The 26,403-nt window shown below is 58.9% G+C and carries 29 protein-coding genes and 1 tRNA gene; 25 read left to right on the top strand and 5 right to left on the bottom strand.

Annotated elements, in window-relative coordinates; all coding sequences use genetic code 11:
* The first annotated feature begins 37 nt into the window (after window positions 1-37).
* From argJ to CRO59_RS00890, 3 genes are all read left to right on the top strand, one after another.
* Window positions 38-1,255 (top strand): bifunctional glutamate N-acetyltransferase/amino-acid acetyltransferase ArgJ, encoded by a 1,218-nt coding sequence (argJ, locus tag CRO59_RS00900; protein ID WP_097085964.1) that lies wholly within the window; start codon window positions 38-40, stop codon window positions 1,253-1,255.
* A gap of 180 nt (window positions 1,256-1,435) precedes the next feature.
* Window positions 1,436-2,068, top strand: a complete 633-nt coding sequence (locus tag CRO59_RS00895) for a glutathione S-transferase family protein (protein ID WP_097085962.1) — start codon at window positions 1,436-1,438, stop codon at window positions 2,066-2,068.
* Entirely contained in the window at window positions 2,065-3,009 is a 945-nt protein-coding gene (locus tag CRO59_RS00890; protein ID WP_097085960.1) for a Nudix family hydrolase, read from the top strand. Before CRO59_RS00895 ends, CRO59_RS00890 begins: the two co-directional genes overlap by 4 nt.
* 123 nt (window positions 3,010-3,132) lie before the next feature.
* Here the strand turns inward: CRO59_RS00890 and CRO59_RS00885 are convergent, their stop codons facing one another.
* Genes CRO59_RS00885 through CRO59_RS00875 form a run of 3 tightly spaced genes read right to left on the bottom strand, consistent with a single transcriptional unit; the run spans window position 3,133 to window position 6,720 of the window.
* Window positions 3,133-3,717: a cob(I)yrinic acid a,c-diamide adenosyltransferase gene (locus tag CRO59_RS00885; protein ID WP_027612526.1), complete on the bottom strand. Its 585-nt coding sequence runs from the start codon at window positions 3,715-3,717 to the stop codon at window positions 3,133-3,135.
* Window positions 3,718-3,720: 3 nt separating this feature from the next.
* Window positions 3,721-5,757, bottom strand: a complete 2,037-nt coding sequence (locus tag CRO59_RS00880) for a HAMP domain-containing sensor histidine kinase (RefSeq protein WP_007962086.1) — start codon at window positions 5,755-5,757, stop codon at window positions 3,721-3,723.
* Between the two features lie 45 nt (window positions 5,758-5,802).
* On the bottom strand, window positions 5,803-6,720 hold the full coding sequence (locus CRO59_RS00875) for a putative 2-dehydropantoate 2-reductase (RefSeq protein WP_097085958.1): 918 nt from the start codon (window positions 6,718-6,720) through the stop codon (window positions 5,803-5,805).
* Between the two features lie 140 nt (window positions 6,721-6,860).
* On the opposite strand from CRO59_RS00875, the gene CRO59_RS00870 reads away from it, so the two are divergent.
* Window positions 6,861-7,346 carry a YajQ family cyclic di-GMP-binding protein gene (locus CRO59_RS00870; protein WP_003227548.1) on the top strand — a complete coding sequence of 162 codons (486 nt, stop codon included), beginning with the start codon at window positions 6,861-6,863 and terminating at the stop codon, window positions 7,344-7,346.
* A 184-nt stretch (window positions 7,347-7,530) separates the two neighbouring features.
* Entirely contained in the window at window positions 7,531-8,373 is an 843-nt protein-coding gene (locus tag CRO59_RS00865) for a mechanosensitive ion channel family protein (RefSeq protein WP_027612528.1), read from the top strand.
* Window positions 8,374-8,617: 244 nt separating this feature from the next.
* Here CRO59_RS00865 and CRO59_RS00860 read toward each other — a convergent pair whose 3' ends face one another.
* Window positions 8,618-9,976 (bottom strand): OprD family porin, encoded by a 1,359-nt coding sequence (locus CRO59_RS00860; protein ID WP_027612529.1) that lies wholly within the window; start codon window positions 9,974-9,976, stop codon window positions 8,618-8,620.
* Between the two features lie 897 nt (window positions 9,977-10,873).
* Here CRO59_RS00860 and CRO59_RS00855 point away from each other — a divergent pair.
* Window positions 10,874-11,299: an HIT domain-containing protein gene (locus CRO59_RS00855; protein ID WP_027612530.1), complete on the top strand. Its 426-nt coding sequence runs from the start codon at window positions 10,874-10,876 to the stop codon at window positions 11,297-11,299.
* A gap of 3 nt (window positions 11,300-11,302) precedes the next feature.
* Complete coding sequence (locus CRO59_RS00850; protein ID WP_007962092.1) at window positions 11,303-11,509, top strand: SlyX family protein; 207 nt, start codon at window positions 11,303-11,305, stop codon at window positions 11,507-11,509.
* 72 nt (window positions 11,510-11,581) lie between these two features.
* Here the strand turns inward: CRO59_RS00850 and CRO59_RS29105 are convergent, their stop codons facing one another.
* Complete coding sequence (locus tag CRO59_RS29105) at window positions 11,582-12,184, bottom strand: cold-shock protein (RefSeq protein ID WP_097085957.1); 603 nt, start codon at window positions 12,182-12,184, stop codon at window positions 11,582-11,584.
* A gap of 310 nt (window positions 12,185-12,494) precedes the next feature.
* Between CRO59_RS29105 and CRO59_RS00840 the strand changes: the two genes are divergently transcribed.
* The 18 genes from CRO59_RS00840 to CRO59_RS00755 all read left to right on the top strand — a co-directional run bounded on the left by CRO59_RS00840 (window position 12,495) and on the right by CRO59_RS00755 (window position 26,230).
* Complete coding sequence (locus CRO59_RS00840; RefSeq protein WP_007912745.1) at window positions 12,495-12,965, top strand: Dps family protein; 471 nt, start codon at window positions 12,495-12,497, stop codon at window positions 12,963-12,965.
* 187 nt (window positions 12,966-13,152) lie between these two features.
* On the top strand, window positions 13,153-13,488 hold the full coding sequence (locus CRO59_RS00835) for a ribbon-helix-helix domain-containing protein (protein WP_027612532.1): 336 nt from the start codon (window positions 13,153-13,155) through the stop codon (window positions 13,486-13,488).
* A gap of 133 nt (window positions 13,489-13,621) precedes the next feature.
* A complete protein-coding gene (locus CRO59_RS00830; protein WP_003227532.1) occupies window positions 13,622-13,843 on the top strand; it encodes an FmdB family zinc ribbon protein in 222 nt (73 codons plus the stop codon).
* A gap of 100 nt (window positions 13,844-13,943) precedes the next feature.
* Window positions 13,944-15,719 carry an aspartate--tRNA ligase gene (aspS, locus tag CRO59_RS00825; RefSeq protein WP_003227530.1) on the top strand — a complete coding sequence of 592 codons (1,776 nt, stop codon included), beginning with the start codon at window positions 13,944-13,946 and terminating at the stop codon, window positions 15,717-15,719.
* A 127-nt stretch (window positions 15,720-15,846) separates the two neighbouring features.
* Window positions 15,847-16,593, top strand: coding sequence for a YebC/PmpR family DNA-binding transcriptional regulator (locus CRO59_RS00820; RefSeq protein ID WP_003227527.1), 747 nt, complete (start codon window positions 15,847-15,849; stop codon window positions 16,591-16,593).
* A gap of 158 nt (window positions 16,594-16,751) precedes the next feature.
* A complete protein-coding gene (ruvC, locus tag CRO59_RS00815) occupies window positions 16,752-17,279 on the top strand; it encodes a crossover junction endodeoxyribonuclease RuvC (protein ID WP_007962095.1) in 528 nt (175 codons plus the stop codon).
* Window positions 17,280-17,393: 114 nt separating this feature from the next.
* A complete protein-coding gene (ruvA, locus tag CRO59_RS00810) occupies window positions 17,394-18,002 on the top strand; it encodes a Holliday junction branch migration protein RuvA (RefSeq protein WP_003227522.1) in 609 nt (202 codons plus the stop codon).
* Complete coding sequence (gene ruvB, locus CRO59_RS00805; RefSeq protein ID WP_007962024.1) at window positions 18,003-19,064, top strand: Holliday junction branch migration DNA helicase RuvB; 1,062 nt, start codon at window positions 18,003-18,005, stop codon at window positions 19,062-19,064. It abuts the gene before it with no gap.
* 127 nt (window positions 19,065-19,191) lie between these two features.
* Window positions 19,192-19,659 carry a tol-pal system-associated acyl-CoA thioesterase gene (gene ybgC, locus CRO59_RS00800; RefSeq protein ID WP_027612533.1) on the top strand — a complete coding sequence of 156 codons (468 nt, stop codon included), beginning with the start codon at window positions 19,192-19,194 and terminating at the stop codon, window positions 19,657-19,659.
* Window positions 19,649-20,344 carry a protein TolQ gene (gene tolQ, locus CRO59_RS00795; RefSeq protein WP_007912733.1) on the top strand — a complete coding sequence of 232 codons (696 nt, stop codon included), beginning with the start codon at window positions 19,649-19,651 and terminating at the stop codon, window positions 20,342-20,344. Before ybgC ends, tolQ begins: the two co-directional genes overlap by 11 nt.
* Window positions 20,345-20,367: 23 nt before the next feature.
* Complete coding sequence (tolR, locus tag CRO59_RS00790) at window positions 20,368-20,820, top strand: protein TolR (RefSeq protein ID WP_161794900.1); 453 nt, start codon at window positions 20,368-20,370, stop codon at window positions 20,818-20,820.
* Window positions 20,820-21,896 carry a cell envelope integrity protein TolA gene (gene tolA / locus CRO59_RS00785; RefSeq protein ID WP_097085954.1) on the top strand — a complete coding sequence of 359 codons (1,077 nt, stop codon included), beginning with the start codon at window positions 20,820-20,822 and terminating at the stop codon, window positions 21,894-21,896. The genes tolR and tolA overlap by 1 nt, the downstream gene beginning before the upstream one ends.
* Window positions 21,897-21,913: 17 nt before the next feature.
* Window positions 21,914-23,194, top strand: coding sequence for a Tol-Pal system beta propeller repeat protein TolB (gene tolB / locus CRO59_RS00780; protein ID WP_164747834.1), 1,281 nt, complete (start codon window positions 21,914-21,916; stop codon window positions 23,192-23,194).
* A 52-nt stretch (window positions 23,195-23,246) separates the two neighbouring features.
* Entirely contained in the window at window positions 23,247-23,744 is a 498-nt protein-coding gene (gene pal, locus CRO59_RS00775; RefSeq protein WP_003178634.1) for a peptidoglycan-associated lipoprotein Pal, read from the top strand.
* A gap of 6 nt (window positions 23,745-23,750) precedes the next feature.
* Window positions 23,751-24,584, top strand: a complete 834-nt coding sequence (ybgF, locus tag CRO59_RS00770; protein WP_097085952.1) for a tol-pal system protein YbgF — start codon at window positions 23,751-23,753, stop codon at window positions 24,582-24,584.
* A 166-nt stretch (window positions 24,585-24,750) separates the two neighbouring features.
* A complete protein-coding gene (gene queE / locus CRO59_RS00765) occupies window positions 24,751-25,398 on the top strand; it encodes a 7-carboxy-7-deazaguanine synthase QueE (protein ID WP_097085950.1) in 648 nt (215 codons plus the stop codon).
* A gap of 1 nt (window position 25,399) precedes the next feature.
* On the top strand, window positions 25,400-26,092 hold the full coding sequence (queC, locus tag CRO59_RS00760) for a 7-cyano-7-deazaguanine synthase QueC (RefSeq protein WP_097085949.1): 693 nt from the start codon (window positions 25,400-25,402) through the stop codon (window positions 26,090-26,092).
* 62 nt (window positions 26,093-26,154) lie between these two features.
* Window positions 26,155-26,230, top strand: a tRNA-Lys gene (locus CRO59_RS00755).
* Window positions 26,231-26,403: the final 173 nt, after the last annotated feature.

Genomic DNA, 26,403 nt, shown 5'->3' with positions numbered 1-26,403 from the left:
TGAGCGGTGCTGACATCATTGAGTAAGGAGCGCATTCATGGCTGTTGGTCTTGGTCCTTTGCCAACGTTGCACCCGGTTGCCGGTTTTGAACTCGGTATTGCCTCGGCCGGCATCAAGCGCCCGGGGCGCAAGGATGTGGTAGTGATGCGCTGCGCCGAAGGTTCGACCGTGGCCGGTGTGTTCACGTTGAACGCCTTTTGCGCCGCGCCAGTAATCCTGGCGAAAAAACGCGTGCACAACGACGTGCGTTACCTGCTGACCAACACCGGCAATGCCAACGCCGGTACCGGTGAGCCGGGTCTGGCGGCTGCCGAGCGCACCACCGCCAAACTGGCCGAGCTGACAGGTGTCGATGCCAGCCAGATCCTGCCGTACTCCACCGGCGTGATCGGTGAGCCGCTGCCGGTCGAGAAGATCGAAGGCGCGCTGCAGGCCGCACTGGATGATCTGTCGGAAAACAACTGGGAAGCTGCCGCCACTGGCATCATGACCACCGACACCCTGCCCAAGGGTGCCAGCCGCCAGTTCGAGCATGATGGCGTGACCATTACTGTCACCGGCATCAGCAAAGGTGCAGGCATGATTCGCCCGAACATGGCGACCATGCTCGGCTACATCGCCACCGATGCCAAAGTCTCCCGCGACGTACTGCACAACCTGATGCTCGACGGCGCGAACAAGTCGTTCAACCGCATCACCATCGACGGCGACACTTCGACCAACGACTGCTGCATGCTGATTGCCACCGGCAAGGCTGCACTGCCGGAAATCACTCGCGCCGAAGGCGAGCTGTTCAACAAGCTGAAACAGGCTGTGTTCGAAGTGTGCATGGACGTGGCCCAGGCCATCGTGCGTGACGGCGAAGGCGCGACCAAGTTCGTGACTGTTGAAGTCAACGGCGGCGGCAATCATCAGGAATGCCTCGACGTCGGTTATACCGTGGCCCACTCGCCGCTGATCAAGACCGCGCTGTTCGCCTCCGACCCGAACTGGGGCCGTATTCTGGCGGCTGTCGGCCGTGCCGGCGTGCCGGATCTGGATGTGAGCAAGATCGACGTGTTCCTCGGCGACGTGTGCATCGCCAGCCGTGGCGCACGCGCAGCGACCTACACTGAGGCACAGGGTTCGGCGGTGATGCAGCAGGAAGAGATCACCATCCGCATCGAACTGGGTCGCGGCGATTGCAGCGAAACCATCTGGACCACCGACCTGTCGCATGAATACGTGAAGATCAACGCCGAGTACCGCACCTGATCCAAAGGGTGAGGGTGGGCTGCCGGCCTCTTCGCGGGCAAGCCCGCTCCCACAGGGTTCTGTGGTGTACACGAGATTTGTGCACGACCGAAACTACTGTGGGAGCGGGCTTGCCCGCGAAAGCGTCGGTCCAGTCACTCTAAGTCTTGAAGCTTTCCACTGACGAAAAGGCGCCACACCATGTCCCTACACCTGATCATCGGCGACAAACTGCTTTCCTCCTGGTCCCTGCGCGCCGCTCTGTCGCTGGAGCTGACCGGCGCTCCCTACAGCGAAGAACTGATCAGGCTCGGCAAGCCCGACACCCGCGAGAAGCTGCTCAAGCATTCGCCGACCGCCAAGGTGCCATTGCTGCAAACCTCTCGTGGCACCATCGCCGACTCTTTGGCGATCGCCGAATACCTGGCCGAGCAGTTCCCGTCCGAACAGCTCTGGCCGAGCGATGTTTACGCTCGTGCTCAGGCCCGTTCTGCGTGTGCGCAGATGCACAGTGGCTTTTTCGCCATGCGCAATCACATGCCGTTCAACCTGAGCCACGACGCACCGCTCAACCCGGTGCCGCCAGAGGTGAGGGTCGATATCGAACGCATGCTCGCGCTGTGGGCTGAATGCCGTGCTGCCGCCACGGAGCCTGGGCCGTATCTGTTTGGCCGGGTGAGCCTGGCTGACGCGTTCTTCGCCCCGATTGCCGTGCGCCTGCGGACTTACCAGGTGCAGTTGCCGACGGTCGATGAAGCCTATGTTGAAACCGTCTACCAATGGCCCGCCTTCAAGGCGTGGCAAAAGGCTGGACTGGAGGAGTTGAATCCGTGAAACGCGTACATGTCGCGGCTGCCGTCATTCGTGACGACAGCAGCAAAATCCTCATCGCCCGTCGTGCCGACACCCAGCATCAGGGCGGCTTGTGGGAATTTCCCGGCGGCAAGGTCGAGGCTGACGAGTCGGTCGAAAGCGCACTGGCTCGCGAGCTGCAGGAAGAGCTGGGCATTGTCGTTGGCGCCGCTCGTCCACTGATCAAGGTGCGCCACGATTACCCGGACAAGCAGGTGTTGCTGGATGTCTGGGAAGTGTCTCAGTTCACCGGTGAGCCACACGGTGCCGAAGGTCAGCCACTGGCCTGGGTGACCGCCAAGGATCTGCTGAACTACGAGTTCCCGGCGGCCAATCAGTCGATCGTGGCCGCGGCGCGCCTGCCCGGCGAATACCTGATCACGCCGGACGATCTGGAAGCCCCGGCCTTGCTGCGCGGCATTCAGAAGGCGATTGCCGGCGGGATCAAACTGATCCAGTTGCGCGCGCCGAACGGCTATGACCCCAAATACCGCGATCTGGCGGTGGATGCAGCCGGTCTGTGTGCCGGCAAGGCGCAGTTGATGATCAAGGGGCCGTTCGAATGGCTCGGCGATTTCCCGTCGGCCGGTTGGCACATCACCGCCGCGCAACTGCGCAAATACGCCGCAGCAGGGCGGCCGCTGCCAACTGAGCGCTGGTTGGCCGCTTCGTGCCATAACGCCGAAGAGCTGGCGCTGGCTGAGCAGATGGGTGTGGATTTCGTCACCTTGTCGCCGGTTCAACCAACCTTGACCCATCCGGATGCGCAGCCGTTGGGCTGGGAGCAGGCTTCGACGTTGATCGAGGGCTTCAGCAAACCGGTGTTTCTGTTGGGTGGGGTTGGCCCGGCGGAACGTGAGAGGGCCTGGGGTGTTGGCGCGCAGGGTGTGGCGGGGATTCGCGCGTTCTGGCCAGAAGCTTGATTATGTTGTGAGGCTGATGGCCTCTTCGCGAGCAAGCCCGCTCCCACATTTGACTGCATTCCAACTGGATGAATGCAATCAACTGTGGGAGCGGGCTTGCTCGCGAAGGCGTCCTTACAGGCGCTAGATATCTGAAGGTTTCGCCGCCGGTTGCCACAAAATCTCCGCAATCCCCTGCCGCCGCGCAATCAACCTTGCGGCCACGAACAACAGATCCGACAGCCGATTGATATACGCCAAACCAACCCCGGCCAACGGCTCGATCGCGTTCAAGTGCTGACAACGGCGCTCGGCACTGCGCGCCAGACTGCGGCAAACGTGAGCCTGGGCAATCAGCATCGAACCACCCGGCAGAATGAAATTCTCCAGCGGCCCCAATTCCTCGTTCCATACATCAATCGCCGCTTCCAGGCGCTCGATTTCTGCCGTGTTCAGCGCCTGATATTCCGGCATCGCCAGCTCTCCGCCGAGGTCAAACAACCGATGCTGACAGGGGGCGAGCACGTCGATCAGTTCATTCAATCCCGGGAACGCCTCGCGCTCGGCGATCAGCCCGGCCAGCAGCACGCCGACCTGACTGTTCAGCGTATCGACTTCGCCAATCGCTTCGATCCGCGGGTGATCCTTGGGGACGCGGCGGCCATCGCCCAGGCCGGTTTCGCCGGTGTCGCCGGTGCGGGTGTAGATCTTCGACAAGCGAAAGCCCATGGGTTACCTCGGTAGTTGATTGGTTTCGGCGGCGATGGCCGCCGGTTGGGTCAGTGGCAGGCGCAACGTGAAGCAGGTGCCCTGGCCCGGCGCCGATTGCACTTCCATCTGGCCTTTGTGGTTGTTGGTGATGATGAAGTACGACACCGACAGCCCCAGCCCTGTGCCCTGGCCGATTTCCTTGGTGGTGAAGAACGGCTCGAAGGTGCGTTTACGCACGTTTTCGCTCATGCCGATGCCGTTGTCCTCGACCTGGATCTCGGCCCATGGCGGGTTCAGTTTGGTGCGCAAAATGATCCGCCCCGGCTCGCTGTCGTCTTCGCGCTGGTGAATGGCTTGCGCGGCGTTTTTCAGCAGGTTGAGCAGCACTTGTTCCAGTTCGTTGGCGGTGCCCGGAACCGGGCCGAGCGCCGGGTCGAACTGGCGGATGATCGCCTGGCCCTTGAAGTCGAAACCGATCGCCAGATCGAAGTCGTTGCCGGCAATTTCCACCGCCTGATCGATCAACGCCGGCAGATCGCACGGGGCCATTTGCCGGGTGCTGCGGCGGCTGAAACTGAGCATGTGCGTGACGATTTTTGCCGCGCGGGCGCCGGCCTGCTGGATGCCGTCGAGCAATTTCGGTACTTCGCGGCTTTGCAGGTAACGGTTGACCGTGTCCAGCTCGATGCCGAGCTGTTCGGCGGTTTCGAGGTTCTTCGGCAGATCCGCCGACAGCCGCCGGCGAATGTTCTGCACGTTGTGCAGGATCGCGCCCAGCGGGTTGTTGATCTCATGGGCCATGCCGGCGGCGAGGCCACCGACCGAGAGCATCTTCTCCGACTGCACCATCATTTCTTCCAGCGACAGGCGCTGGGTGATGTCGTCGATACGAATCACCACACCGCGCCCGGCGCCGCCCATCAGCGGGTAGAAGGTCAGGGCGTAATGCTTGGGTTCGTCATCCTTGAACCAGGTCACCCGTTCGATTTTCGCAACCGTGTGCTCTTCCACGGTCTGCTTGAGTTGCGGCAGAAACGGCTTGAGCGGTTCGAAGGCGAGGAAGATCGGCTGGTTCAGCGCTTCATCCAGGCGCGTGCCGGAGAGGGCGCTGGCCTCCTGGTTCCACTGGGTCACGTAGAGCTGCTCGTCGAGGGCGATCAGCGCTGAGGGCATGGAGTCGATGATGCTGTTGAGGTAGTTCTGGAAGCCGGTGAGCTTCTTCTCGATCTTGCTGCGCACCTGGACTTCCAGTTCCAGCTTGCGGTTGGTGTGGCGGGTTTCCTCGGCCAGCCCCTGAGCCTGATCGTAAGCGGCCTGCGAGTCATCGCGGGCGCGCTTGAGTTGCTGCTCGCGGGCTTCGATGCGCGAGAGCATGGTGTTGAACGCCTCGGCGAGGCTGCCGATTTCATCGTGGTTGCCGCGTGAGGCGCGCAGGGCATAGTTCTCTTCACGGGTGACCTGACGCGAGAGCTCTTCCAGTTCATGGATCGGCCGAGTGATCAGGCGTTTGATCTGCCGCGCAATCACCAGCCACAGCAGCACACTGAAAATCAGGATGCCGAGACTGGCAGTCAGGGTACCGGTGTAGAACGCCATCGGCAGTTCACTGCTGGCGACCAGCAGCAAGTGCCCGGGCGCGGTGCCGGGGCGGGGCAGGGTGATCAACTGATTGCTGCGAAACTCGGTGAGCTGCCAGGCTTCGACGTGTCGATAGCGTTCCGGCAGATTGAGCTTGTCGCCACGTTGCACCTGGGCGATGCGGTCACCCTTGCCGTCATACAACGCGGCGGCGCGCAGTGGCGAATAGCTGTCGAGTTCCTTGAGCAGGCGTTCGGCGCTCTGGGGCGACTCGAGGGCTTGTGCGACCAGGCTCGGGTTGGAGATCAGCCGGCCGATGGTCTGCAAAGCTTGCGGCGCCATGCTTTCCTGGGAGATGTAATAGGCGGCGCTGATAAAGGTCAGGTTGGCGACCAGCAGGACGGTGGTCAACAACACCAGCAGGGCGGCCAGCAGTTTCTGGCCGACCGGCAGGTTTTCAAGGCGCTGGCGCAATGGCATCAGGTTTATCGCAGCAAAGGAACAAGTGGCCAGCGTAGCCGCTGCTCAGTCGCTGGGCAATCCAAGGCTGTGCAGATGAGCGATCAGACGCTGCTGCAATTGATTGAGGTGTGGCAGGTTCAACTGGTGACGGGTGGCGACTTTGCAGGCGTGGCCCAGCAGGTAACTGATTTCGGTGCGGCGCTGGTTGGCCACGTCCTGATACATCGACGAGTAGTTGGCCGCTGTGGCGTGGATCACTCGCTCGACTTCCTGTTGCAGATTGACTGCGGCTGCCGGTTGACCGCAACGCTCCAGCAATTCGGCCAGCTCGCTGCACAGCGTGGCGACTTCGCATTGATGCTGCTCCAGCCCGCCGTTACGGCAATCATGGAGCACGGTCAGCGGATTGATCGCGCAATTGAGCGCCAGTTTGCGCCACAGCCGGGTGAGGATGTCAGTGCTCCATTCGTGGGGTATTTTTGCTGCGTCCAGATCGTCCAGCCAGATTGGCGCTACCGGATGGCTGGCATCGCCCAGCCAGGTAAAACCATGGCCGGCAAACACCACGCGCCAGTCGCCGTCGCGGAACGCGCCTTCGGTGCTGGAGGCGCTGATGCAGCGTGCCTGCGGTACCTGCGCTGCGACCGCGTCCTGACTGCCGAGACCGTTCTGCAGCAGGATCAGCTCGGCATCTGCGCTCAGGCGCGGGGCGAGGCGGGCGACGGCGCTTTCGGCGTCATAGGCTTTGCAGGCGACCAGCAGGCGGCGGATCGGCTCCGGGTCGTCCGCCGTTTGCGCAGGGACGGCATAGGTCGTGGCTGCGCCGTGTTCGACCAGCGTCAGGCCGCCGGCCGCCTGATAACTGCGCAAACGCTCGGCATCACGCACGATCAGCCGCACCGGCAGCCCGGCCCGCGCCAGACGCGTGGCCCACAGAGTGCCGAGGCTGCCGGCGCCGAGAACGTGCCAGGGGGTGGACATCAGTTTTTCACTCGGTAAGGTAATGGCATGCAAGGCTCGCCGTATCGGTGGGAAAAGACTCGTTATAATGAGCCGGATTTTAACCGCAAGCCAAGCGCGCTCCCTCCTGATCGAGCGCGCCTTTTTATTGGAGAGATTACATGCCGTCGTTCGACGTGGTATCCGAACTGGACAAACACGAGCTGACCAACGCGGTCGAGAACGCCGTGAAGGAACTTGATCGTCGCTATGACCTGAAAGGCAAAGGCAGCTTCGAGTTCAAGGAAAAGGACCTGACCGTCAATCTGACCGCTGAAGCCGGGTTCCAGCTGGAAGCGATGATCGAGATCCTCAAGCTGGCTCTGACCAAGCGCAAGATTGATGTGCAGTGCCTTGAAGTCAAAGATGCTTACGCCTCGGGCAAGCTGATGAAGCAGGACGCCATTCTCAAAGAAGGCATCGACAAGGAGCTGGCGAAGAAAATCGTCGCTCACATCAAGGATGCCAAGCTCAAGGTGCAGGCCGCCATCCAGGGCGAGCAGGTGCGGGTGACCGGCAAGAAGCGCGATGACCTGCAGGAAGCCATCGCGGCTCTGCGCGCCAAGGAATTCGGCATGCCACTGCAGTTCAACAACTTCCGCGACTAAGTCCGGTCAGAAGATTTGTGGGAGCGAGCCTGCTCGCGAAGGCGGCGTGTCAGTCAACCTCCTGGCTGAATGACACACCGCCTTCGCGAGCAGGCTCGCTCCCACATTTGATTTATGTGCACCCCGGCGGGTTTCTGCCGCTTATCTTTCGCGTGCCGAATGGCCGGAAATCAGGAGATGGAAGATGGATTTGAATGCTGAGGTAGACAACCTGGTCAAGGCGTCCCAGGCGTGGATTCCGATGATCATGGAATACGGCAGCCGCGTGCTGCTGGCGGTGATTACCCTGGCCATTGGCTGGTGGCTGATCAACAAGGTCACGCAAAAACTCGGCGGTCTGCTGGCCCTGCGTAATGCCGACCTGGCGCTGCAAGGCTTCATCAGCAGTCTGGCGAACATCATTCTCAAGGTGCTGCTGATCGTCAGCGTGGCCTCGATGATCGGCGTGGAAACCACCTCGTTCGTGGCCGCGATTGGTGCTGCCGGCCTGGCCATCGGTCTGGCGTTGCAGGGCAGCCTGGCGAATTTCGCCGGCGGCGTGTTGATTCTGCTGTTCCGTCCGTTCCGTATCGGTGACTGGATCGAAGCGCAAGGTGTGGCGGGTACGGTCGACAGCATCCAGATTTTCCACACCGTGCTGCGTACCGGTGACAACAAGACCATCATCGTCCCGAACGGCAATCTGTCGAACGGCATCATCACCAACACCAACCGTCAACCAACCCGCAAAGTGGTGTTTGACGTGGGTGTGGATTACGAAGCTGATCTGCAAAAGGCCCGTCAGGTGCTGCTGGATCTGGCCAAGGATGAGCGCGTATTGCAGGACCCTGCGCCACAAGCGGTCATTTCGACGTTGGGTGACAGTTCGATCACTGTTTCCCTGCGTGTGTGGGTTAAAACTGCAGACTATTGGGACGTGATGTTCATGTTTAACGAACAGTCCCGTGACCGTTTGAAAACTGCCGGTATTGATATTCCGTTTCCACAGCGGGTTATTCGAGTAGTTCAGGAATCGGCTGTTCAGTAATACCACTGATACTTGGCCTTGCGGTCAGTTAATGAGTGGACTAACCCAAGAGCTGTCCGCACTCTTGGGTTTTTTATGTCTGATCTAGATGTTCGTTGGCTAATAAGTAGCTAGCTACTATTGTTTGTACGGTCAGAAACAGGAAGGCAGGGCAAACTTGATTCATAAAAAAACCGCTCACCTGAGTCAGGTGAGCGGTTCTTGTTAGAGCAAAGCTCTACAGTACGTCAGCTGCATATCCCGATTAGAGGATGTTCAGTGGGTACTCGACGATCAGACGGGTGTCGTTGTTGTCAGACGCGTAGCCGCTGTACGCGCCGTTCGAACGGTACATGGCGTAACGCAGACGGAACGACAGATCCTTGGCTGGACCTTCCTGGATCACGTACTTGGACTCGGCGTTCCACTCGTTTTCTTTACCTTCACCCAGACCGTTGGTCTTGATGTTGTCACCCTTTACGTAGCGGGTCATGAAGCTCAGGCCAGGAACGCCATAAGTCTTCATGTTCAGGTCGTAACGAGCTTGCCAGGAGCGTTCTTCACGGCCCACGAAGTCGGAGATCTGAATGGAGTTGGCAACGAAGATGGTGCTGTTGCCGTCAACGCCATAGTAGTAGGCATTGTCGCCGCTGGAGCGCTGGTGAGCGATGGTGAACTTGTGCGCGCCGAGGCTGTAGGCTGCTGCCAGGGACCACAGTTTGTTGTCTACGCCACGGGTGTCGTTGTCAGGGGTTTCGTCGCCAATGGCGCTGACCAGGTTGCCACGCTTCTCGCCTTCGGTTTTATAACCGTTGAAGTCGAAGTTCAGCGACTGGTCTTCGGCGATAGGCAGGGTGTAGTTCAGATTGATGTATTGCTTCTTGAAGTACTGGTCGGCATCCGAAGCGGCAAATGCACCGGTGAAGTTGTCGGTGAAAGCATAGCTGGCGCCGAAGATGTTGATGCTGGTCAGGCCCTTGCCACCGTTGCCGTTCTCATCAGGCAGACCGCCGATGCTGTCGCGGCCCATGCCGGTTTGCTTGCTCAGGGCGGTGAAGCGACCTGCGCTCAGTTCCAGGCCTTTGATCTCTTTGGAAGTGATCAAGGTACCGGTAGCCACTTCTGGCAACAGACGGCTGTCGTCAGTGGCGAAGACCGGGCTGGCAACGAATTGCTGACCGTATTTCAGCACAGTGTCGGAAACGCGGAATTTGACAGCGCCGCCGATCTTGCCTTGGGATTTCTCTTCGTTGCCGTCGCTATCAATCGCGAACAGGCCGTTACCACGACGACCCGAGCCACCGTCCAGTTTGACCGAACCCATGGCCATGGCATCGAGACCGAAACCTACGGTGCCTTGAGTGAAGCCCGATTCGTAGGTCAGCAGTTGGCTGACACCGGTGTCCTGGCGATAGCCGCTTTCAAAACCCGGGGTGCCGTCTTTCTTTGCAACGTTACCGGCACCATTTTTGTAATCGCGGTTCATGTATTCCATACGAGTCTTCAGTTTCAGACTCTGGTCTTCCAGGAACCCTTTGGCGTCATCCTGCGAAGATGCCATTGCGAACTGCGAGGTGCCTGCTGCAACAGCCAGGGCGATCATGCTCCACTTCATCACGCGCATCGTGATTTGCTCCTTTGGTTTTTAGAAGAGTACTGCCGTCCCACCTGTTTTATTATCTGGGCGGCTCTTTCTTTTTGTGTCGGCGCAAACTTATATCACGCCGACAATGTTGGCGATACTTGCTAATCCAACCTTTCACCTTCTTTACGACGCTGTCGCAGATGGCTTTGTAGATGTCGCAAATTCACAGTACCGATGCAATCGGATCGACAACTTTCTCGCTGTTTTTCTAGCCTTTTGCATCGCTAAAAAAGAGTCCCTGGCAAAACACTTGAATCTCCATCGGGCAACCCTGCCACTGTTTTTGTTGGGCCTAAGGCTCCCACTTCCCGTGGTGCGCTTATAGTCCATATGGGTACGAATGCAACAAGCGTGCACAAACCGCTTTCTCTATGCGGTTATTTTTCTGAACACTCGTCACTCGCTGTAAAAACCTCATAAATACTGGGCCTCAAGCCCTTCTTTATCAGGGCTTGACGCCATCCCTTGCTTGGTGTTGTCGAGCAGGTTCGTGCGCGGGACAACGAAAAACGTTACCGGTTCACCCCGCCGGTGAGTATTCGGCGGATGCCCGACGCACTGAGCGTAGACGCGCTGTGCGGTTTTGGTGCAAAAATTTTTCCAGTTGTTCCGGATTCATACAGTTTGAGCGGGAGCAGGGGATGAACGCTTTGGGCTTTTCTGGTCATTTCATTGTGCTGCACCGCGCAGTCGGTTCCGTCATGGTGCGTGCCGCCCGAAAATGTCGCATGCAGGAGCGTTGAGCAATGTCTGTCCTGGCACGCTCATCGTGAAGCCCGGCGCATTCGCAGGTATGCTGCCTGCCTGTCGCTTGGCGCCATGCCTGTCTGGAGGGCCGCTAAGCTGAATTGTGTAGATCAGCCGGGAGTGCACGCAGTGTTTGCTTTAGATTCACGACTTCAACAGGACACCCTGACCATCGGCGATTTCCCGCTCTGCCGGCTGCTGCTGTCCAACGACGCCAATTACCCGTGGTTCATCCTGGTGCCTCGTCGCGACGATATCAGCGAGTTGTTTCAGTTGGATGTCGCCGACCAGCAGCAGTTGTGGCAGGAAACCACGGCGCTGGCCGAGTTGCTCAAGGACTTGTTCGATGCCGACAAGCTGAACGTCGCGACGCTGGGCAACGTTGTCAGCCAGTTGCATATGCATGTGATCGTGCGCAAGCGTGACGACGCGGCATGGCCGGCGCCGGTCTGGGGCAAACACCCGGCCAAACCCTACAGCGCCGAGCAGGTCGCGAGCATTCGTGAGCGGCTGCGTCTGGTGCTGACCGAACACTTCACGTTTCTGGAGGGTTGAACCATGAACCTTGAAGAACGCGTCACCGATCTGGAAAGCCGTCTGGCTTTTCAGGATGACACCATTCAGGCGTTGAACGACGAACTGGTGGCGCAGCAGCGGGTGATCGAGCGCCTGCAGTTGCAAATGGCGGCGTTGCTCAAGCGTCAGGAGGAGATGGTCGGGCAGTTCGATTCTTTCGAGGAAGAGGCGCCACCACCGCATTACTGATGCCAACACCTTTATGCAGGCGTAAAAAAACCGCGAGCAGCCTGGCTGTTCGCGGTTTTTTATTGCCTTGGATCAGCGACGCGGCAGGGCGGCGATCACGTCCTCGGCTTGCAGGCCTTTATCCCGGTTCATCACCGAGAACTCAACGCGCTGGCCTTCGACCAGTACGCGGTGGCCTTCGCCACGGATTGCACGAAAGTGCACGAAAATATCATCGCCGGAATCCCGGGAGATAAAGCCGAAGCCTTTGGAGGTGTTGAACCACTTGACGGTACCGGTATCGCGGTTGCTCATGTCATAGGTAGTCGGTGCGGCGGCCGGTGAAGACTTGTAGAAGCTGATGGTCAGATGCAGGACCACGGCAACCAGAGCGATCACCAGGCTGAACAACACCGCCGGTTGACCGGCGATGACAGGCATCGGTGCGATCAGGGTCAGGGTTTGCAGGACGACAGTCAGCACGAGAAGAGCGCTGACCAGATTTTGCAGATGCTGGCGCGGGCCTTTGTTCCAGTAAGGAATCACTGGAGCGATGACCAGATTCAGCAGGCCGAAAAAGGCCAGGTAAAGTGCATCGGGTTGTTGCAGGTAAGGAACGGCTTCGGATTTCAAGCTAGGTATGAACGACAGCAGCAAGGCCGCTGCGCCCATTAGCAGGTGGACGATTTTCAACATTTTGATTGGCTCACGTTATGACGGCTCACAAGGAAGAGCTGAAGGCGCACGGTTCGCTTCGGAACAATAAAGAGGCGTTGGACACGTGCCCGGCATCAGCCTATGCGCGACACCCCCGAAAAATGGGGCGTAGCGACACACTGCCTATTTAACAGCAAAGCCTGCAGCTACTCAAATTACCCCGGCCAGCGGCACGTGCCCGGTCGATTTGTCGCATGGCGAGTGAAGATTGTCGGCTGCGAGGTGGCGGCTGCCTTGCTAGAGTGGGTCTGCACCTGTTGGATGAATTCAATCGCCTTAGGGGGTAAACATGGCAATCGATATCGGTATCAGTGAAGAAGATCGCAAGTCCATCGTCGAGGGGCTGTCGCGGCTGCTGTCGGACACCTACGTGCTGTATCTGAAAACCCATAACTTCCACTGGAACGTCACAGGTCCCATGTTCAGGACCCTGCATCTGATGTTCGAAGAGCAATACAACGAGCTGGCGCTGGCGGTGGATCTGATCGCCGAGCGTATCCGCGCTCTGGGTTTTCCTGCGCCGGGTGCCTACGCGACTTACGCGCGTCTCTCCTCTATTAAAGAAGAAGTCGGGGTGCCAAGTGCCGAGGACATGATCAAGCAGTTGGTCGACGGCCAGGAAGCGGTCACTCGCACCGCTCGCGGCATCTTCCCGCTGTTGGACAAGGTCAGCGACGAGCCGACGGCCGACTTGCTGACCCAGCGCATGCAGGTGCATGAGAAGACCGCGTGGATGTTGCGCGCGTTGCTCGAGGCCTGATAGTCCGGTGCGCGGACGTCCGCAGGGTGTGGATGTCCGCATACTGTTTCAAATCTTACTGAAGATGTCGGCTTATCCTACGCTGCTGGGCAACTAGTCATCTGGCGCTGACTTTGCGTCTGCGTTTTTATGAAGGCACAGGATGTTGTCTTTATAAAAGCAGCGATGACAAAGGAGTGTCAGCGATATGGTAGGTGGAGACAGGCGATGCGAGCACGTCGGTTCGCAACGGGAAATGAAGGTCGATCCGTTTGTCAGCGATTTCGATTTTGAGCTGATCCGGCCGCTGGCCAGATCAGTGCGTTTGAACGGCTTTGCCACTTGCTTGAGGCTCGAGCAGGTTTACTGGAACATTCTTGGTGACATGGCCGGGCACAACGGCTGTTCGGTCAGCACGCTGCTGTCCCATGTGGACCGCGAAGTGCACCTGCGCCACGGCGGGGTGAAAAACTTCAGTGGTCTGGTACGGGTGGTGTGCGTGATGAATGGCCTGCGCGATACTCCGGCGGCCGTCATGCCCTGAACGGGCAATACTTGAAATGACGTGGCGGGCTGTGCAGTCTTACGGCTGCACAGCCCGCATTTAATGGATATAATCCCGCTCTTTCGCCGCAAAGCCCTGCGCGCGGTGGCAATCTGATCGCCGAGACACCCCCATGCCGATGTACGATTATCAATGTGCTTCCTGTGGTCATCAGTTGGAAGCCATTCAAAAGATCAGCGAGGCACCGCTGGTCGACTGCCCTGCCTGTCAGGCGCCAGAGCTCAAGAAACAGCTGTCCATGCCGGGTTTTCGCCTCAGCGGCAGCGGTTGGTACGAAACCGATTTCAAGACCGGAGCCAAGAAGAATCTGGCCGGTGGCGACAAATCTGACTAGGGTTCAGGCCCAGGTCGAACGACACGCGTGAGATTTCGCAGTGCTTGAGTGCGACGGGATCTCCACCGAATTTCGAATTACGAGAAGCGAAACCACTACCATGATGCGCAGCCATTATTGCGGCCAACTGAACGAAAGCCTGGAAGGCCAGGAAATTACCCTTTGCGGATGGGTTCACCGTCGTCGCGACCACGGCGGGGTGATTTTCCTCGATATCCGTGATCGTGATGGTCTGGCTCAGGTGGTGTTCGATCCGGATCGCGCCGAGAGCTTCGCCGCCGCCGATCGCGTGCGCAGCGAATACGTCGTGAAAATCACCGGTAAGGTGCGTCTGCGTCCGGCCGGTGCGACCAACGCCAACATGGCGTCGGGCATGATCGAAGTGTTGGGCTACGAGCTGGAAGTGCTGAACGAGTCGGAAACCCCGCCGTTCCCGCTCAACGAATACTCCGACGTCGGCGAAGAAACCCGCCTGCGCTACCGCTTCCTGGACCTGCGTCGTCCGGAAATGGCCGAGAAGCTGCGTCTGCGTTCGCGCATGACCACCAGCATCCGTCGCTTCCTCGACGAGAACGGTTTCCTCGACGTGGAAACGCCGATTCTGACCCGTGCTACCCCGGAAGGCGCCCGCGACTACCTGGTGCCGAGCCGTACTCACGCCGGTTCGTTCTTCGCGCTGCCGCAATCGCCTCAGCTGTTCAAGCAACTGCTGATGGTTGCCGGTTTCGACCGTTACTACCAGATCGCCAAATGCTTCCGCGACGAAGACCTGCGTGCCGACCGTCAGCCTGAGTTCACTCAGATCGACATCGAGACCAGCTTCCTCGACGAAAAAGACATCATGGGCCTGACCGAAGGCATGATCCGCAACCTGTTCAAGGAAGTGCTGGATCTGGAATTCGGCGAATTCCCGCACATGACCTTTGAAGAAGCCATGCGTCGTTACGGTTCCGACAAGCCGGACCTGCGTAACCCGCTGGAACTGGTCGACGTTGCCGACCAACTCAAAGAAGTCGAGTTCAAGGTGTTCAGCGGCCCGGCCAACGATCCGAAATGCCGTATCGCTGCACTGCGCGTTCCAGGCGGGGCGAGCATGCCGCGCAAGCAGATCGACGACTACACCAAGTTCGTCGGCATCTACGGTGCCAAGGGCCTGGCCTACATCAAGGTCAACGAGCGCGCTGCCGGTGTTGAGGGTCTGCAATCGCCGATCGTGAAAAACATCCCTGAAGCCAACCTCAACGTGATCCTCGATCGCGTCGGCGCGGTTGACGGCGACATCGTGTTCTTCGGCGCCGACAAGGCCAAGATCGTCAGCGAAGCCTTGGGCGCGCTGCGTATCAAGCTGGGCCATGACCTCGACCTGCTGACCTGCAAGTGGGCGCCAATGTGGGTCGTCGACTTCCCGATGTTCGAAGAAAACGACGACGGCAGCTTCTCGGCGCTGCACCACCCGTTCACCGCACCGAAGTGCTCCCCTGAAGAGCTGGAAGCCAATCCGGCCGGCGCTCTGTCCCGCGCCTACGACATGGTGCTGAACGGTACCGAGCTGGGTGGCGGTTCGATCCGTATCCACCGCAAGGAAATGCAGCAAGCGGTGTTCCGCCTGCTGGGTATCAATGAAGCGGAACAGGAAGAGAAGTTCGGCTTCCTGCTCGACGCGCTGAAGTACGGTGCACCGCCGCACGGTGGTCTGGCCTTCGGTCTGGACCGTCTGGTGATGCTGATGACCGGCGCCCAGTCGATCCGTGAAGTGATTGCCTTCCCGAAAACCCAGAGTGCTGCGGACGTCATGACGCAAGCGCCGGGTGTGGTGGATGCCAAGGCGCTGCGCGAGCTGCACATTCGTTTGCGCGAAACGCCAAAGGCTGAGTAAGACGGGCCTGAAGGCGCATCTTCGGATGCGCCTTTTTTCTTTCTATAGAGAGCAGGTCGAGATTTTTTGTTTGCTGGCCACTGCGTGAGCAGGGCGGGCAACGTTTCAAGAGAATTCGGAGCGAGTTATGGCAGGTCATTCCAAGTGGGCGAACATCAAGCACCGCAAAGAACGTCAGGATGCCAAGAGAGGCAAGATCTTCACCAAGTGGATCCGTGAGCTGACCGTTGCGGCCCGTCAGGGCGGCGGCGATCCGGGTTCCAACCCGCGTCTGCGCCTGGCCCTGGACAAGGCCCTCGGTGCGAACATGAGCCGCGACATCATCGACCGCGCCGTTGCGCGTGGCGCCGGTGCGACCGAAGCGGACAACGTTGAAGAGCTGACCTATGAAGGTTACGGCCCAGGCGGCGTGGCGGTGATGGTCGAGTGCATGACCGACAACCGCAACCGTACCGCAGCTGCCGTGCGCCATGCGTTCAGCAAATGTGGCGGCAACCTTGGTACCGACGGTTCGGTTGCGTACCTGTTCGAACGCAAAGGGCAGATCAGCTTCGCCCCGGGCGTTGACGAAGACGCCCTGACCGAAGCGGCGCTGGAAGCCGATGCCGACGACGTGGTCAGCCATGAAGACGGCTCGATCGATGTGTTCACCTCGTTCACCAGCTTCTATGCGGTGCGTAACGCGCTGGAAGCGGCGGGTTTCAAGGGAGACGACGCGGAAATCGTCATGCAGCCGACCACCAGTGCCGAACTGGATCTGGAAGGCGCGGAGAAGGTGCTCAAGCTGATCGACATGCTCGAGGATCTGGATGACGTGCAGAACGTTTACTCCAACGCAGACATTCCCGAAGATGTGGCCGCTCAGCTCGGTTAAGAGCGACTAGGCTTCAATGTGGGAGCGGGCTTGCTCGCGAAGGCGGCGTATCAGCAAGCATCAATGCTGAATGACACACCGCCTTCGCGAGCAAGCCCGCTCCCACATTGGTTATTCGCTGTTTTGAATTTCTTGTTTTTACCGACTCCGCAGGCGTTATGACTTTAATTCTGGGTATCGACCCCGGCTCGCGCATCACCGGTTACGGGATTGTTCGCGATACCGGCCGCGGCGGCTGCATCTATGTGGCCTCGGGCTGCATCCGTACCGGCGCCGGTGAGCTGCATGAGCGGCTGCAGATCGTTTATCGCGGCGTGCGTGAAATCATTCAGACCTATGGCCCGGTGACCATGGGCATCGAAAAAGTGTTCATGGCGAAAAACGCCGACTCGGCGCTCAAGCTCGGGCAGGCTCGCGGCGCCGCCATTGTGGCTGGCGCTGAAGAGTGCCTGGAGATTGCCGAATACACCGCCACCCAGGTCAAGCAAGCCGTGGTCGGCACCGGCGCCGCCAATAAAGAACAGGTGCAGATGATGGTCATGCACATGCTCAAGCTGACCAGCAAACCGCAGATCGATGCCTCGGATGCCCTGGCCATCGCGATTTGTCACGCGCACACCCGTTCCAGCCTGCTGCCGCATGGCCTGGGAACCGCACGCAGTCGTGGCGGGCGCCTGCGTCTCTGATAGCATCAGCAATCATTTTTGCGGAATGCGGATTTCGCGCCTGGGTCGTCGGCCCGATTCCCGCCTTCCATCTGTCGCCAGCCCACGGCTGGCCAACGCTCAAGGATCTGAAACGTGATTGGACGCTTGCGCGGCACCCTGGCTGAGAAACAGCCGCCGCACCTGATTCTGGATGTAAACGGCCTCGGGTATGAGTTGGAAGTGCCCATGACCACCCTTTATCGCTTGCCGTCGGTCGGTGAACCGCTGACGCTGCACACCCATTTGGTCGTACGCGAAGACGCGCAGTTACTCTATGGTTTCGCCGGCAAGCGTGAGCGAGACTTTTTTCGCGAGTTGATCCGTCTCAATGGTGTCGGGCCGAAACTGGCCCTGGCCTTGATGTCGAGCCTGGAAGTCGATGAACTGATTCGCTGCGTGCAATCCCAGGACACCTCGGCGCTGACCAAGGTCCCGGGGGTCGGCAAGAAAACCGCTGAGCGCCTGCTGGTTGAACTGAAGGATCGCTTCAAGGCCTGGGAAACCTCGCCGGCCATGTTCGCCCTGGTGCCGAATCAGCCGGACGGCCCGGCGCCGGTCAACACCGCTGAAAACGATGCGGTCAGCGCGCTGATTTCCCTGGGCTACAAGCCGCAGGAAGCGAGCAAGGCGATTACCGCCATCAAGGACAAGAATTTGAGCAGTGAAGACCTGATCCGCCGCGCCCTGAAGGGAATGATTTAAGTGATTGAAGCTGATCGTCTGATCGCCGCCGCGCACAGCCCGCGCGAGCGCGAAGAAGTCCAGGATCGGGCCATTCGCCCGGTCAGTCTGGCCGACTACATTGGCCAGCCGACCGTGCGCGAGCAGATGGAACTGTTCATCCAGGCGGCGCGGGGTCGCAGTGAATCGCTGGATCACACGTTGATCTTCGGCCCGCCGGGTCTGGGTAAAACCACGCTGGCCAACATCATTGCCCAGGAAATGGGCGTGTCGATCAAGAGCACGTCGGGCCCGGTGCTTGAGCGTCCGGGAGATCTGGCGGCACTGCTGACCAATCTTGAGCCACACGACGTGTTGTTCATCGACGAAATCCATCGCCTGTCGCCAATTGTCGAAGAAGTGCTGTACCCGGCCATGGAAGACTTCCAGCTCGACATCATGATCGGTGAAGGGCCGGCAGCGCGCTCGATCAAGCTTGATCTGCCACCGTTCACCCTCGTTGGCGCCACCACCCGTGCCGGCATGCTGACCAACCCGTTGCGTGATCGCTTCGGTATCGTCCAGCGTCTTGAGTTCTACAGCACAGCGGATCTGGCGACGATTGTCAGTCGGTCGGCGGCGATTCTCGGTCTGCCGCTGGATCCGGAGGGTTCCTTCGAAATCGCTCGTCGAGCCCGTGGTACGCCACGGATCGCCAACCGTCTGCTGCGGCGGGTGCGCGATTTTGCCGAAGTCCGGGCCAAGGGCCATATCACCAAGTCGGTTGCCGATCTGGCGTTGAATCTGCTGGATGTCGATGAACACGGCTTCGATCATCAGGACCGGCGCTTGCTGCTGACCATGATCGAGAAGTTCGATGGCGGTCCGGTGGGCATCGACAGCCTTGCGGCTGCCATCAGTGAGGAACGCCATACCATCGAAGACGTGCTGGAGCCGTACCTGATTCAGCAGGGTTACATCATGCGTACGCCACGGGGCAGGGTGGTGACACGGCATGCGTACCTGCATTTCGGTTTAAACATTCCGTCACGAATGGGTGAAATGCCCGTGGCAGACGAGTTTCTCGATGCCGTGGACGATTGATACACATTTTTTGGCGATTTATTCAGCGTTTGTACTGTCACAGGACGGTACTTTTGCGGTAAAGCCTTAAACACTGAAAAAACAGTTGCCTGGCCGGATTGGCAACCCGAGGAGTAAGCACTAGAGTATGCGCGCGCAAAACGGGCTTGAGCCGTTCGCACATCGTTGTCGCGTTTATTACGAGGACACCGATGCGGGCGGCATCGTGTATTACGTTAATTACCTCAAGTTTATGGAACGGGCTCGAACCGAGCGGCTCCGGACGCTGGGCTTTGCCCAGTCGGAACTGGCCGGGGAGGACCTGTTGTTTGTCGTGCATTCCAGCGAAGCGCGTTACCACGCACCGGCGCGACTGGACGACGAACTGCTGGTAAGCGCTGATGTAATCGAATTGAACCGTGCCAGCCTGCGCTTCAAACAGCAGGTCAGGCGGGCCACGGATAATGTGCTGCTCTGTGAAGGGCAGTTTCTGGTGGCCTGCGTGCGCACCGACAGTTTGAAACCCCGGGCCATGCCCGAATCCTTGCGTGCGGCCTTTGCCGACGCGGGCGGCACGGGTACACACTCAAAGCAGGAGATAAAGCGTGGAAGCTAACGTCGTCGACCATTCCTCCATGTGGAGCCTGGTCAGCAATGCCAGCATCGTGGTGCAGTTGGTAATGTTGACCCTGGTGGCCGCATCGGTGACCTCATGGATCATGATCTTTCAGCGCAGCAATCTGCTGCGCGCCGGTCGACGCGCCCTGGAGAGCTTCGAAGAGCGCTTCTGGTCGGGTATCGATCTGTCCAAGCTGTACCGTCAGGCCGGCAGCAACCCTGATCCGGATTCGGGCGTAGAGCAGATCTTCCGTGCCGGTTTCAAGGAATTCTCCCGTCTGCGTCAGCAGCCAGGTGTTGACCCGGAAGCGGTGATGGAAGGTGTGGCGCGGGCCATGCGCGTTGCCATCTCCCGTGAGGAAGAGAAGCTGGAGCAGAGCCTGCCGTTCCTCGCCACCGTTGGTTCGGTCAGCCCGTACATCGGTCTGTTCGGTACCGTGTGGGGCATCATGAACTCCTTCCGCGGTCTGGCCAGCGCCCAGCAGGCGACCCTGGCCACCGTGGCCCCGGGTATTGCCGAAGCCCTGATCGCCACCGCGATCGGCCTGTTCGCCGCGATCCCGGCCGTTATCGCTTACAACCGTTTCTCTGCCCGCAGCGAAACCTTGCTGAGCCGCTACTACACCTTCGCCGATGAGTTCCAGGCGATCCTGCACCGCAAAGTGCACACCAGCGAAGAATAAGCAGGTATTTCCCGATGGCTTTAATCGCTCGAGCCCGAAACAAGCGCAAGCCGGTCGCCGAGATGAACGTGGTGCCATACATCGACGTGATGCTGGTGCTGCTGGTTATCTTCATGGTGACCGCGCCGATGCTCAATCAGGGCGTGAAAGTGGATCTGCCCAAGGTTTCCAGCGAAGCCTTGCCGCAGGACAACAACACTCAGGTGCTGACCATTTCGATCAAGGCTGACAAGACCTACTACTGGAACCTTGGCAGCGAAGTCGATACCGAAAAGCAGCAGGACAGGGCAATGACCCTGCCGCAGATGACTGACGCGGTGACCAAGATCATTCGCGCCGGCACCGAAGGCGGCAAGCGTACCCAGGTCTTTATCCGTGGCGACAAGTCGGTCGACTACGGCGCCGTCATGGGTGCCATGGGCGGGTTGCAGAAAGCCGGGGTCGGTAATGTTGGTTTGATTACCGAGGCCCCCTGATGCAGCAACAGCGAGAGCCGTCCGCCTCGGAAAGCTACTTCTGGCCTAGTGTTCTGGCGATTGTCCTGCACGTGCTGGTGTTCGGCATGCTGTTCGTCAGTTTCGCCTTCACACCCGAGTTGCCGCCGGCCAAGCCGATTGTCCAGGCGACCCTGTACCAGCTGAAATCGAAAAGTCAGGCAACCACCCAGACCAATCAGAAGATTGCGGGTGAGGCGAAGAAATCCGCCGCGCGCCAGACCGAAGTCGAGCAGATGGAACAGAAAAAGGTAGAGCAGGAAGCGGTGAAGGCTGCGGAACAAAAGAAAGAAGAAGCGGCTCAAAAGGCCGAGGAAGCCAAGAAGGCCGATCAGGCGAAGAAAGCGGACGAGGCGAAAAAGGCTGATGAAGCCAAGAAAGCCGACGATGCGAAGAAAGCCGAGGCCAAGAAGGCAGAAGAGAAACAATTGGCTGATATAGCCAAGAAGAAAGCCGAAGAAGAAGCCAAGAAGGCGGCTGAAGAAGAGGCCAAGAAAGCGGCCGCTGAAGAAGCCAAGAAGAAGATCGTCGAAGACGCGAAGAAGAAAGCCGCCGAAGACGCCAAGAAAAAAGCTGAAGCTGAAGAGGCGAAGAAGAAAGTCGCCGACGAAGCGAAGAAGAAAGCTGCTGCCGATGCTGCGAAGAAGAAATCGCAGGAAGCGGCACGTAAATCCGCTGAAGAGAAAAAGGCTCAGGCCCTGGCAGATTTGCTTTCCGACACGCCACAGCGTCAGCAGGCCTTGGCCGATGAACAGGGTGACGAAGTCGCGGGCAGTTTCGATGACCTGATTCGTGCGCGAGCAGCGGAAGGTTGGGCGCGTCCTCCTTCGGCACGCAAAGGCATGACGGTCGTGCTGCAAATCGGCATGTTGCCGGACGGTACGGTGACTTCGGTCAGCGTGGCCAAGTCCAGTGGCGATGGTCCGTTCGATGCGTCGGCAGTTGCGGCAGTGAAGAATATTGGACGTTTGACAGAAATGCAGGGAATGAAGCCGAGCGATTTCGCTCCGTATCGTTCATTCAAGATGACATTCACACCTGAGGATCTAGCCTTGTGAGAAACCTTCTTCGAGGAATGCTGGTCGTGATCTGCTGCATGGCAGGGATCGCGATGGCTGATGAAAAGAACATTCTGGTCACCAGCGGCAGCGATCGGGCCACCCCGATCGCCGTCGTACCGTTCGGTATGCAGGGCGGTGCCGTTCTGCCGGACGACATGGCCGAAATCATTGGTAACGATTTGCGGAACTCGGGCTACTACTCGCCGATTCCAAAGCAAAACATGATCAGCCAGCCAAGCCAGCCGAGCGAAATCATCTTCCGTGACTGGAAGGCGGTGGGTGCTCAATACATGATGGTCGGCAGCATTGCTCCTGCGGGCGGTCGTCTGCAGGTGCAATGGGCACTGTTCAACGTGGCCACCGAGCAGAAAGTGGCTGACGGCAGTGTTTCCGGTACCACCGAGCAACTGCGTGACATGGCGCACTTCATCTCTGACCAGTCGTTCGAAAAACTCACCGGTATCAAAGGTGCGTTTTCGACCCGTCTGCTGTACGTGACAGCCGAGCGTTTTTCCGAGAAGAACACTCGCTACACCCTGCAGCGTTCGGACTACGACGGTGCCCGTGCCGTGACTCTGCTGCAATCGCGCGAGCCGATCCTGTCGCCGCGTTTCGCCCCGGATGGCAAGCGCATCGCCTACGTGTCGTTCGAGCAGAAGCGTCCACGGATCTTCATGCAGAACATCGACACCGGTCGCCGTGAGCAGATCACCAACTTCGAAGGCCTGAACGGCGCACCAGCCTGGTCGCCGGATGGCAATCGTCTGGCTTTCGTACTGTCGAAAGACGGCAACCCGGATATCTATGTGATGAACCTGGGTTCGCGTCAGATCACTCGCGTGACTGCAGGTCCTGGCATCAACACCGAACCGTACTGGGGCAAGGATGGTTCGACCATCTACTTCACCTCGGACCGTGGCGGCAAGCCGCAGATCTACAAAACCAGCGCCAGCGGCGGTGGTGCCGAGCGTGTGACCTTCATTGGCAACTACAACGCCAACCCGAAGCTGTCGGCTGATGAAAAGACGCTGGTGATGATCCATCGCCAGGATGGTTTCACCAATTTCAAGGTGGCGGCCCAGGATTTGCAGCGAGGTAGTGTAAAGATCCTCACTGATAGCACTCTGGACGAGTCACCTACTGTTGCGCCCAACGGCACCATGGTAATCTACGCCACCCGCCAGCAGGGCCGGGGAGTCTTGATGCTCGTGTCCATTAATGGACGCGTGAGGCTCCCGCTTCCTACCGCACAAGGCGAAGTCAGAGAACCGTCCTGGTCCCCTTACCTGAACTGACGCGGCGCTTTACGTTTTACTTAACACACTGGGGTTCATTAGGAGTTTCACGATGGAAATGCTGAAGTTTGGTAAATTTGCTGCGCTGGCTCTGGCCATGGCTGTAGCTGTAGGTTGCTCGTCCAAAGGCGGCGACAACGCCGGTGAAGGCGCTGTTGATCCAAACGCTGGTTACGGCGCAAACACTGGTGCCGTTGACGGTTCCCTGAGCGAAGAAGCTGCTCTGCGCGCAATCACCACCTTCTACTTCGAATACGACAGCTCGGACCTGAAGCCAGAAGCCATGCGCGCTCTGGACGTTCACGCCAAAGACCTGAAAGCAAACGGCGCTCGCGTTGTTCTGGAAGGCAACACCGACGAACGTGGTACTCGTGAGTACAACATGGCACTGGGCGAGCGTCGTGCGAAAGCCGTTCAGCGCTACCTGGTACTGCAAGGTGTTTCCCCAGCTCAGCTGGAACTGGTTTCCTACGGCGAAGAGCGTCCAGTTGCTACCGGCAACGACGAGCAGTCCTGGGCTCAAAACCGTCGCGTCGAACTGCGTAAGTAATTCGATATGCGAACGTGCCGTCGTGCTGTAACTGTTCTGGCTCTCAGCCTCGCGCCGCTTGCGGCGTGGGCTGCGGTTCCTGTGGTCGATGACAACTCCGGTTATAACAATAGCGGGAGCAGTTATCCGCCTGCGGGTTACGGTACGAACGGCGCCTATGCCGGGGGAGCGGCTTCGGCCCCTGCCTCGGCACAGGGCATGCTGTTCAACCAACTGCAACAGATGCAGGATCAGATATCGCGCCAGCAAGGTGTGATCGAAGAACTGCAGAATCAGGTTGCGCGCATGAAACAGGAATCCCTGGAGCGATACCAGGATCTTGATCGGCGCATAGGATCCGGTGTTGCACCTGCCGCGACTCCTGAGAATTCTTCTGCCGGTGGCGATGCAAGTGCTGCTGCCGGTGCTGCCGCGGGCGCCGGGGCTGCTGCCCAGGCACCTGCTGCAAGTAGCGAACCGGGCGATCCGGCCAAGGAAAAGCTGTATTACGATGCCGCTTTCGACCTGATCAAAGCCAAGGATTTCGACAAGGCCAGCCAGGCTTTCTCGGCATTCCTGCGTAAATACCCGAACAGCCAATACGCGGGCAATGCCCAGTACTGGTTGGGCGAAGTGAACCTGGCCAAGGGCGATCTGCAAGGTGCAGGTCAGGCTTTCGCCAAGGTGTCGCAGCTCTATCCCAAGCACGCCAAAGTGCCGGATTCGCTGTACAAGCTGGCTGATGTAGAGCGCCGCCTCGGTCACACCGACAAGGTCAAAGGCATTCTGCAACAGGTGGTTTCCCAATACCCGGGGACCTCCGCTGCTCAGTTGGCCCAACGCGATCTGCAACGCATGTAAGTGTGTTTGACCCGTTTGGAAGAAACCCGCGCTTGTCGCGGGTTTTTTCGTTAGAATTCACGCCCTTTTTCTGAAACACGCTTCTGGTGATCTACGCGTTGGCGGGGTTGCCTGAAGTGCCTGACGGAGGCGGACAGCCTGTTTAGCTGTTACGCCCGTGGCGACTATGCAAGACACATTGAGAATTACCGAAGTTTTCTACTCGTTGCAGGGGGAAACGCGGACTGCCGGGCTGCCCACGGTTTTTGTGCGCCTGACCGGTTGCCCATTGCGTTGCCAATACTGCGACAGCGCCTATGCGTTCAGCGGCGGTACGATCCGCACCCTCGGCGATATCCTCGAACAAGTGGCCGGGTTTCGCCCGCGCTACGTCTGTGTGACCGGCGGTGAACCGCTGGCGCAGCCCAATGCCATCCCGTTGCTCAAGCAATTGTGTGATGCCGGTTTCGAAGTGTCACTGGAAACCAGTGGTGCACTCGATATCTCGGCGGTAGATTCGCGCGTCAGTCGCGTGGTCGACTTGAAGACACCGGACTCCAAAGAGGCGCACCGCAACCGCTACGAAAACATCGAACTGTTGACTCCCAACGATCAGGTGAAGTTTGTCATCTGCTCGCGGGACGACTATGACTGGGCGGTTTCCAAACTGATCCAGTACGGTCTCGATCAACGTGCGGGTGAAGTGCTGTTTTCCCCAAGTCATCATGACCTCAATGCCAGGGATCTGGCGGACTGGGTGGTGGCAGACAACCTGCCGGTGCGTCTGCAATTACAGCTGCACAAGTATCTTTGGAATGACGAGCCGGGGCGCTGAGATGACTGAACAACTGAACACCACCGAACAGCGTGCAGTGATTTTACTGTCGGGCGGTCTGGATTCGGCCACGGTCGTGGCGATGGCCCGAGCCGAAGGTTTCGCCTGCTACACCATGAGTTTCGATTACGGCCAGCGCTCCCATGCAGAGCTGCATGCCGCCGCGCGCGTCGCTCGCGATCTGGGTGTGGTCGAGCACAAAGTGATCGGCCTGAACCTGAATGGCATGGGCGGCTCGGCACTGACCGACACCAGCATCGACATCCCGGAAGAGCTGGGCGAGGGCATCCCGGTGACCTACGTACCGGCGCGCAACACGGTGTTCCTGTCGCTGGCACTGGGCTGGGCTGAAGTGCTCGGCGCGCGTGACATCTTTATCGGGGTCAACGCGGTGGACTATTCCGGTTACCCGGATTGCCGTCCGGAGTTCATCGAGTCGTTCGAGCGCATGGCCAACCTGGCGACCAAGGCGGGTGTGGAAGGCAACGGTTTCCGCATCCAGGCACCGCTGCAGAACCTGAGCAAGGCGCAGATCGTCCAGGCGGGCGTGAAGCTGGGCGTGGATTACGGCCTGACAGTTTCCTGCTATCAGGCGGACGATGAAGGCCGCGCGTGCGGCAAATGCGACAGCTGCCGCCTGCGTGCAGAAGGCTTCGCAGCGGCCGGTGTAAGCGATCCAACACCTTATTTTTGATTTTTTTCAAAAAGGTGTTGAATAGTCCTTAAAAATCAGTATTATACGCGCCACCACACAGCGGGTCGTTAGCTCAGTTGGTAGAGCAGTTGGCTTTTAACCAATTGGTCGTAGGTTCGAATCCCACACGACCCACCATATTTGGCGGTTTAGAAAATCCGGAAGGCCCACGAAAGTGAGGATTTCCGGGTTTTTTTTTGCCTGCGATTCAGGCACCTCTCCCTTGATCGTTGCCTGCGCTGATGCAGGTCAGAATCATCTTTTGTATCAACGGGATATTCTGTAGCCTTGCGCAGCTTCAATGCTGTCCG

Source organism: Pseudomonas sp. LAMO17WK12:I5 (genome assembly GCF_900215165.1).
GTDB classification, from domain to species: domain Bacteria; phylum Pseudomonadota; class Gammaproteobacteria; order Pseudomonadales; family Pseudomonadaceae; genus Aquipseudomonas; species Aquipseudomonas putida_A.
Note: the sequence above shows the minus strand (reverse complement) of the source record. Positions and strands in the feature narration are given on the sequence as shown.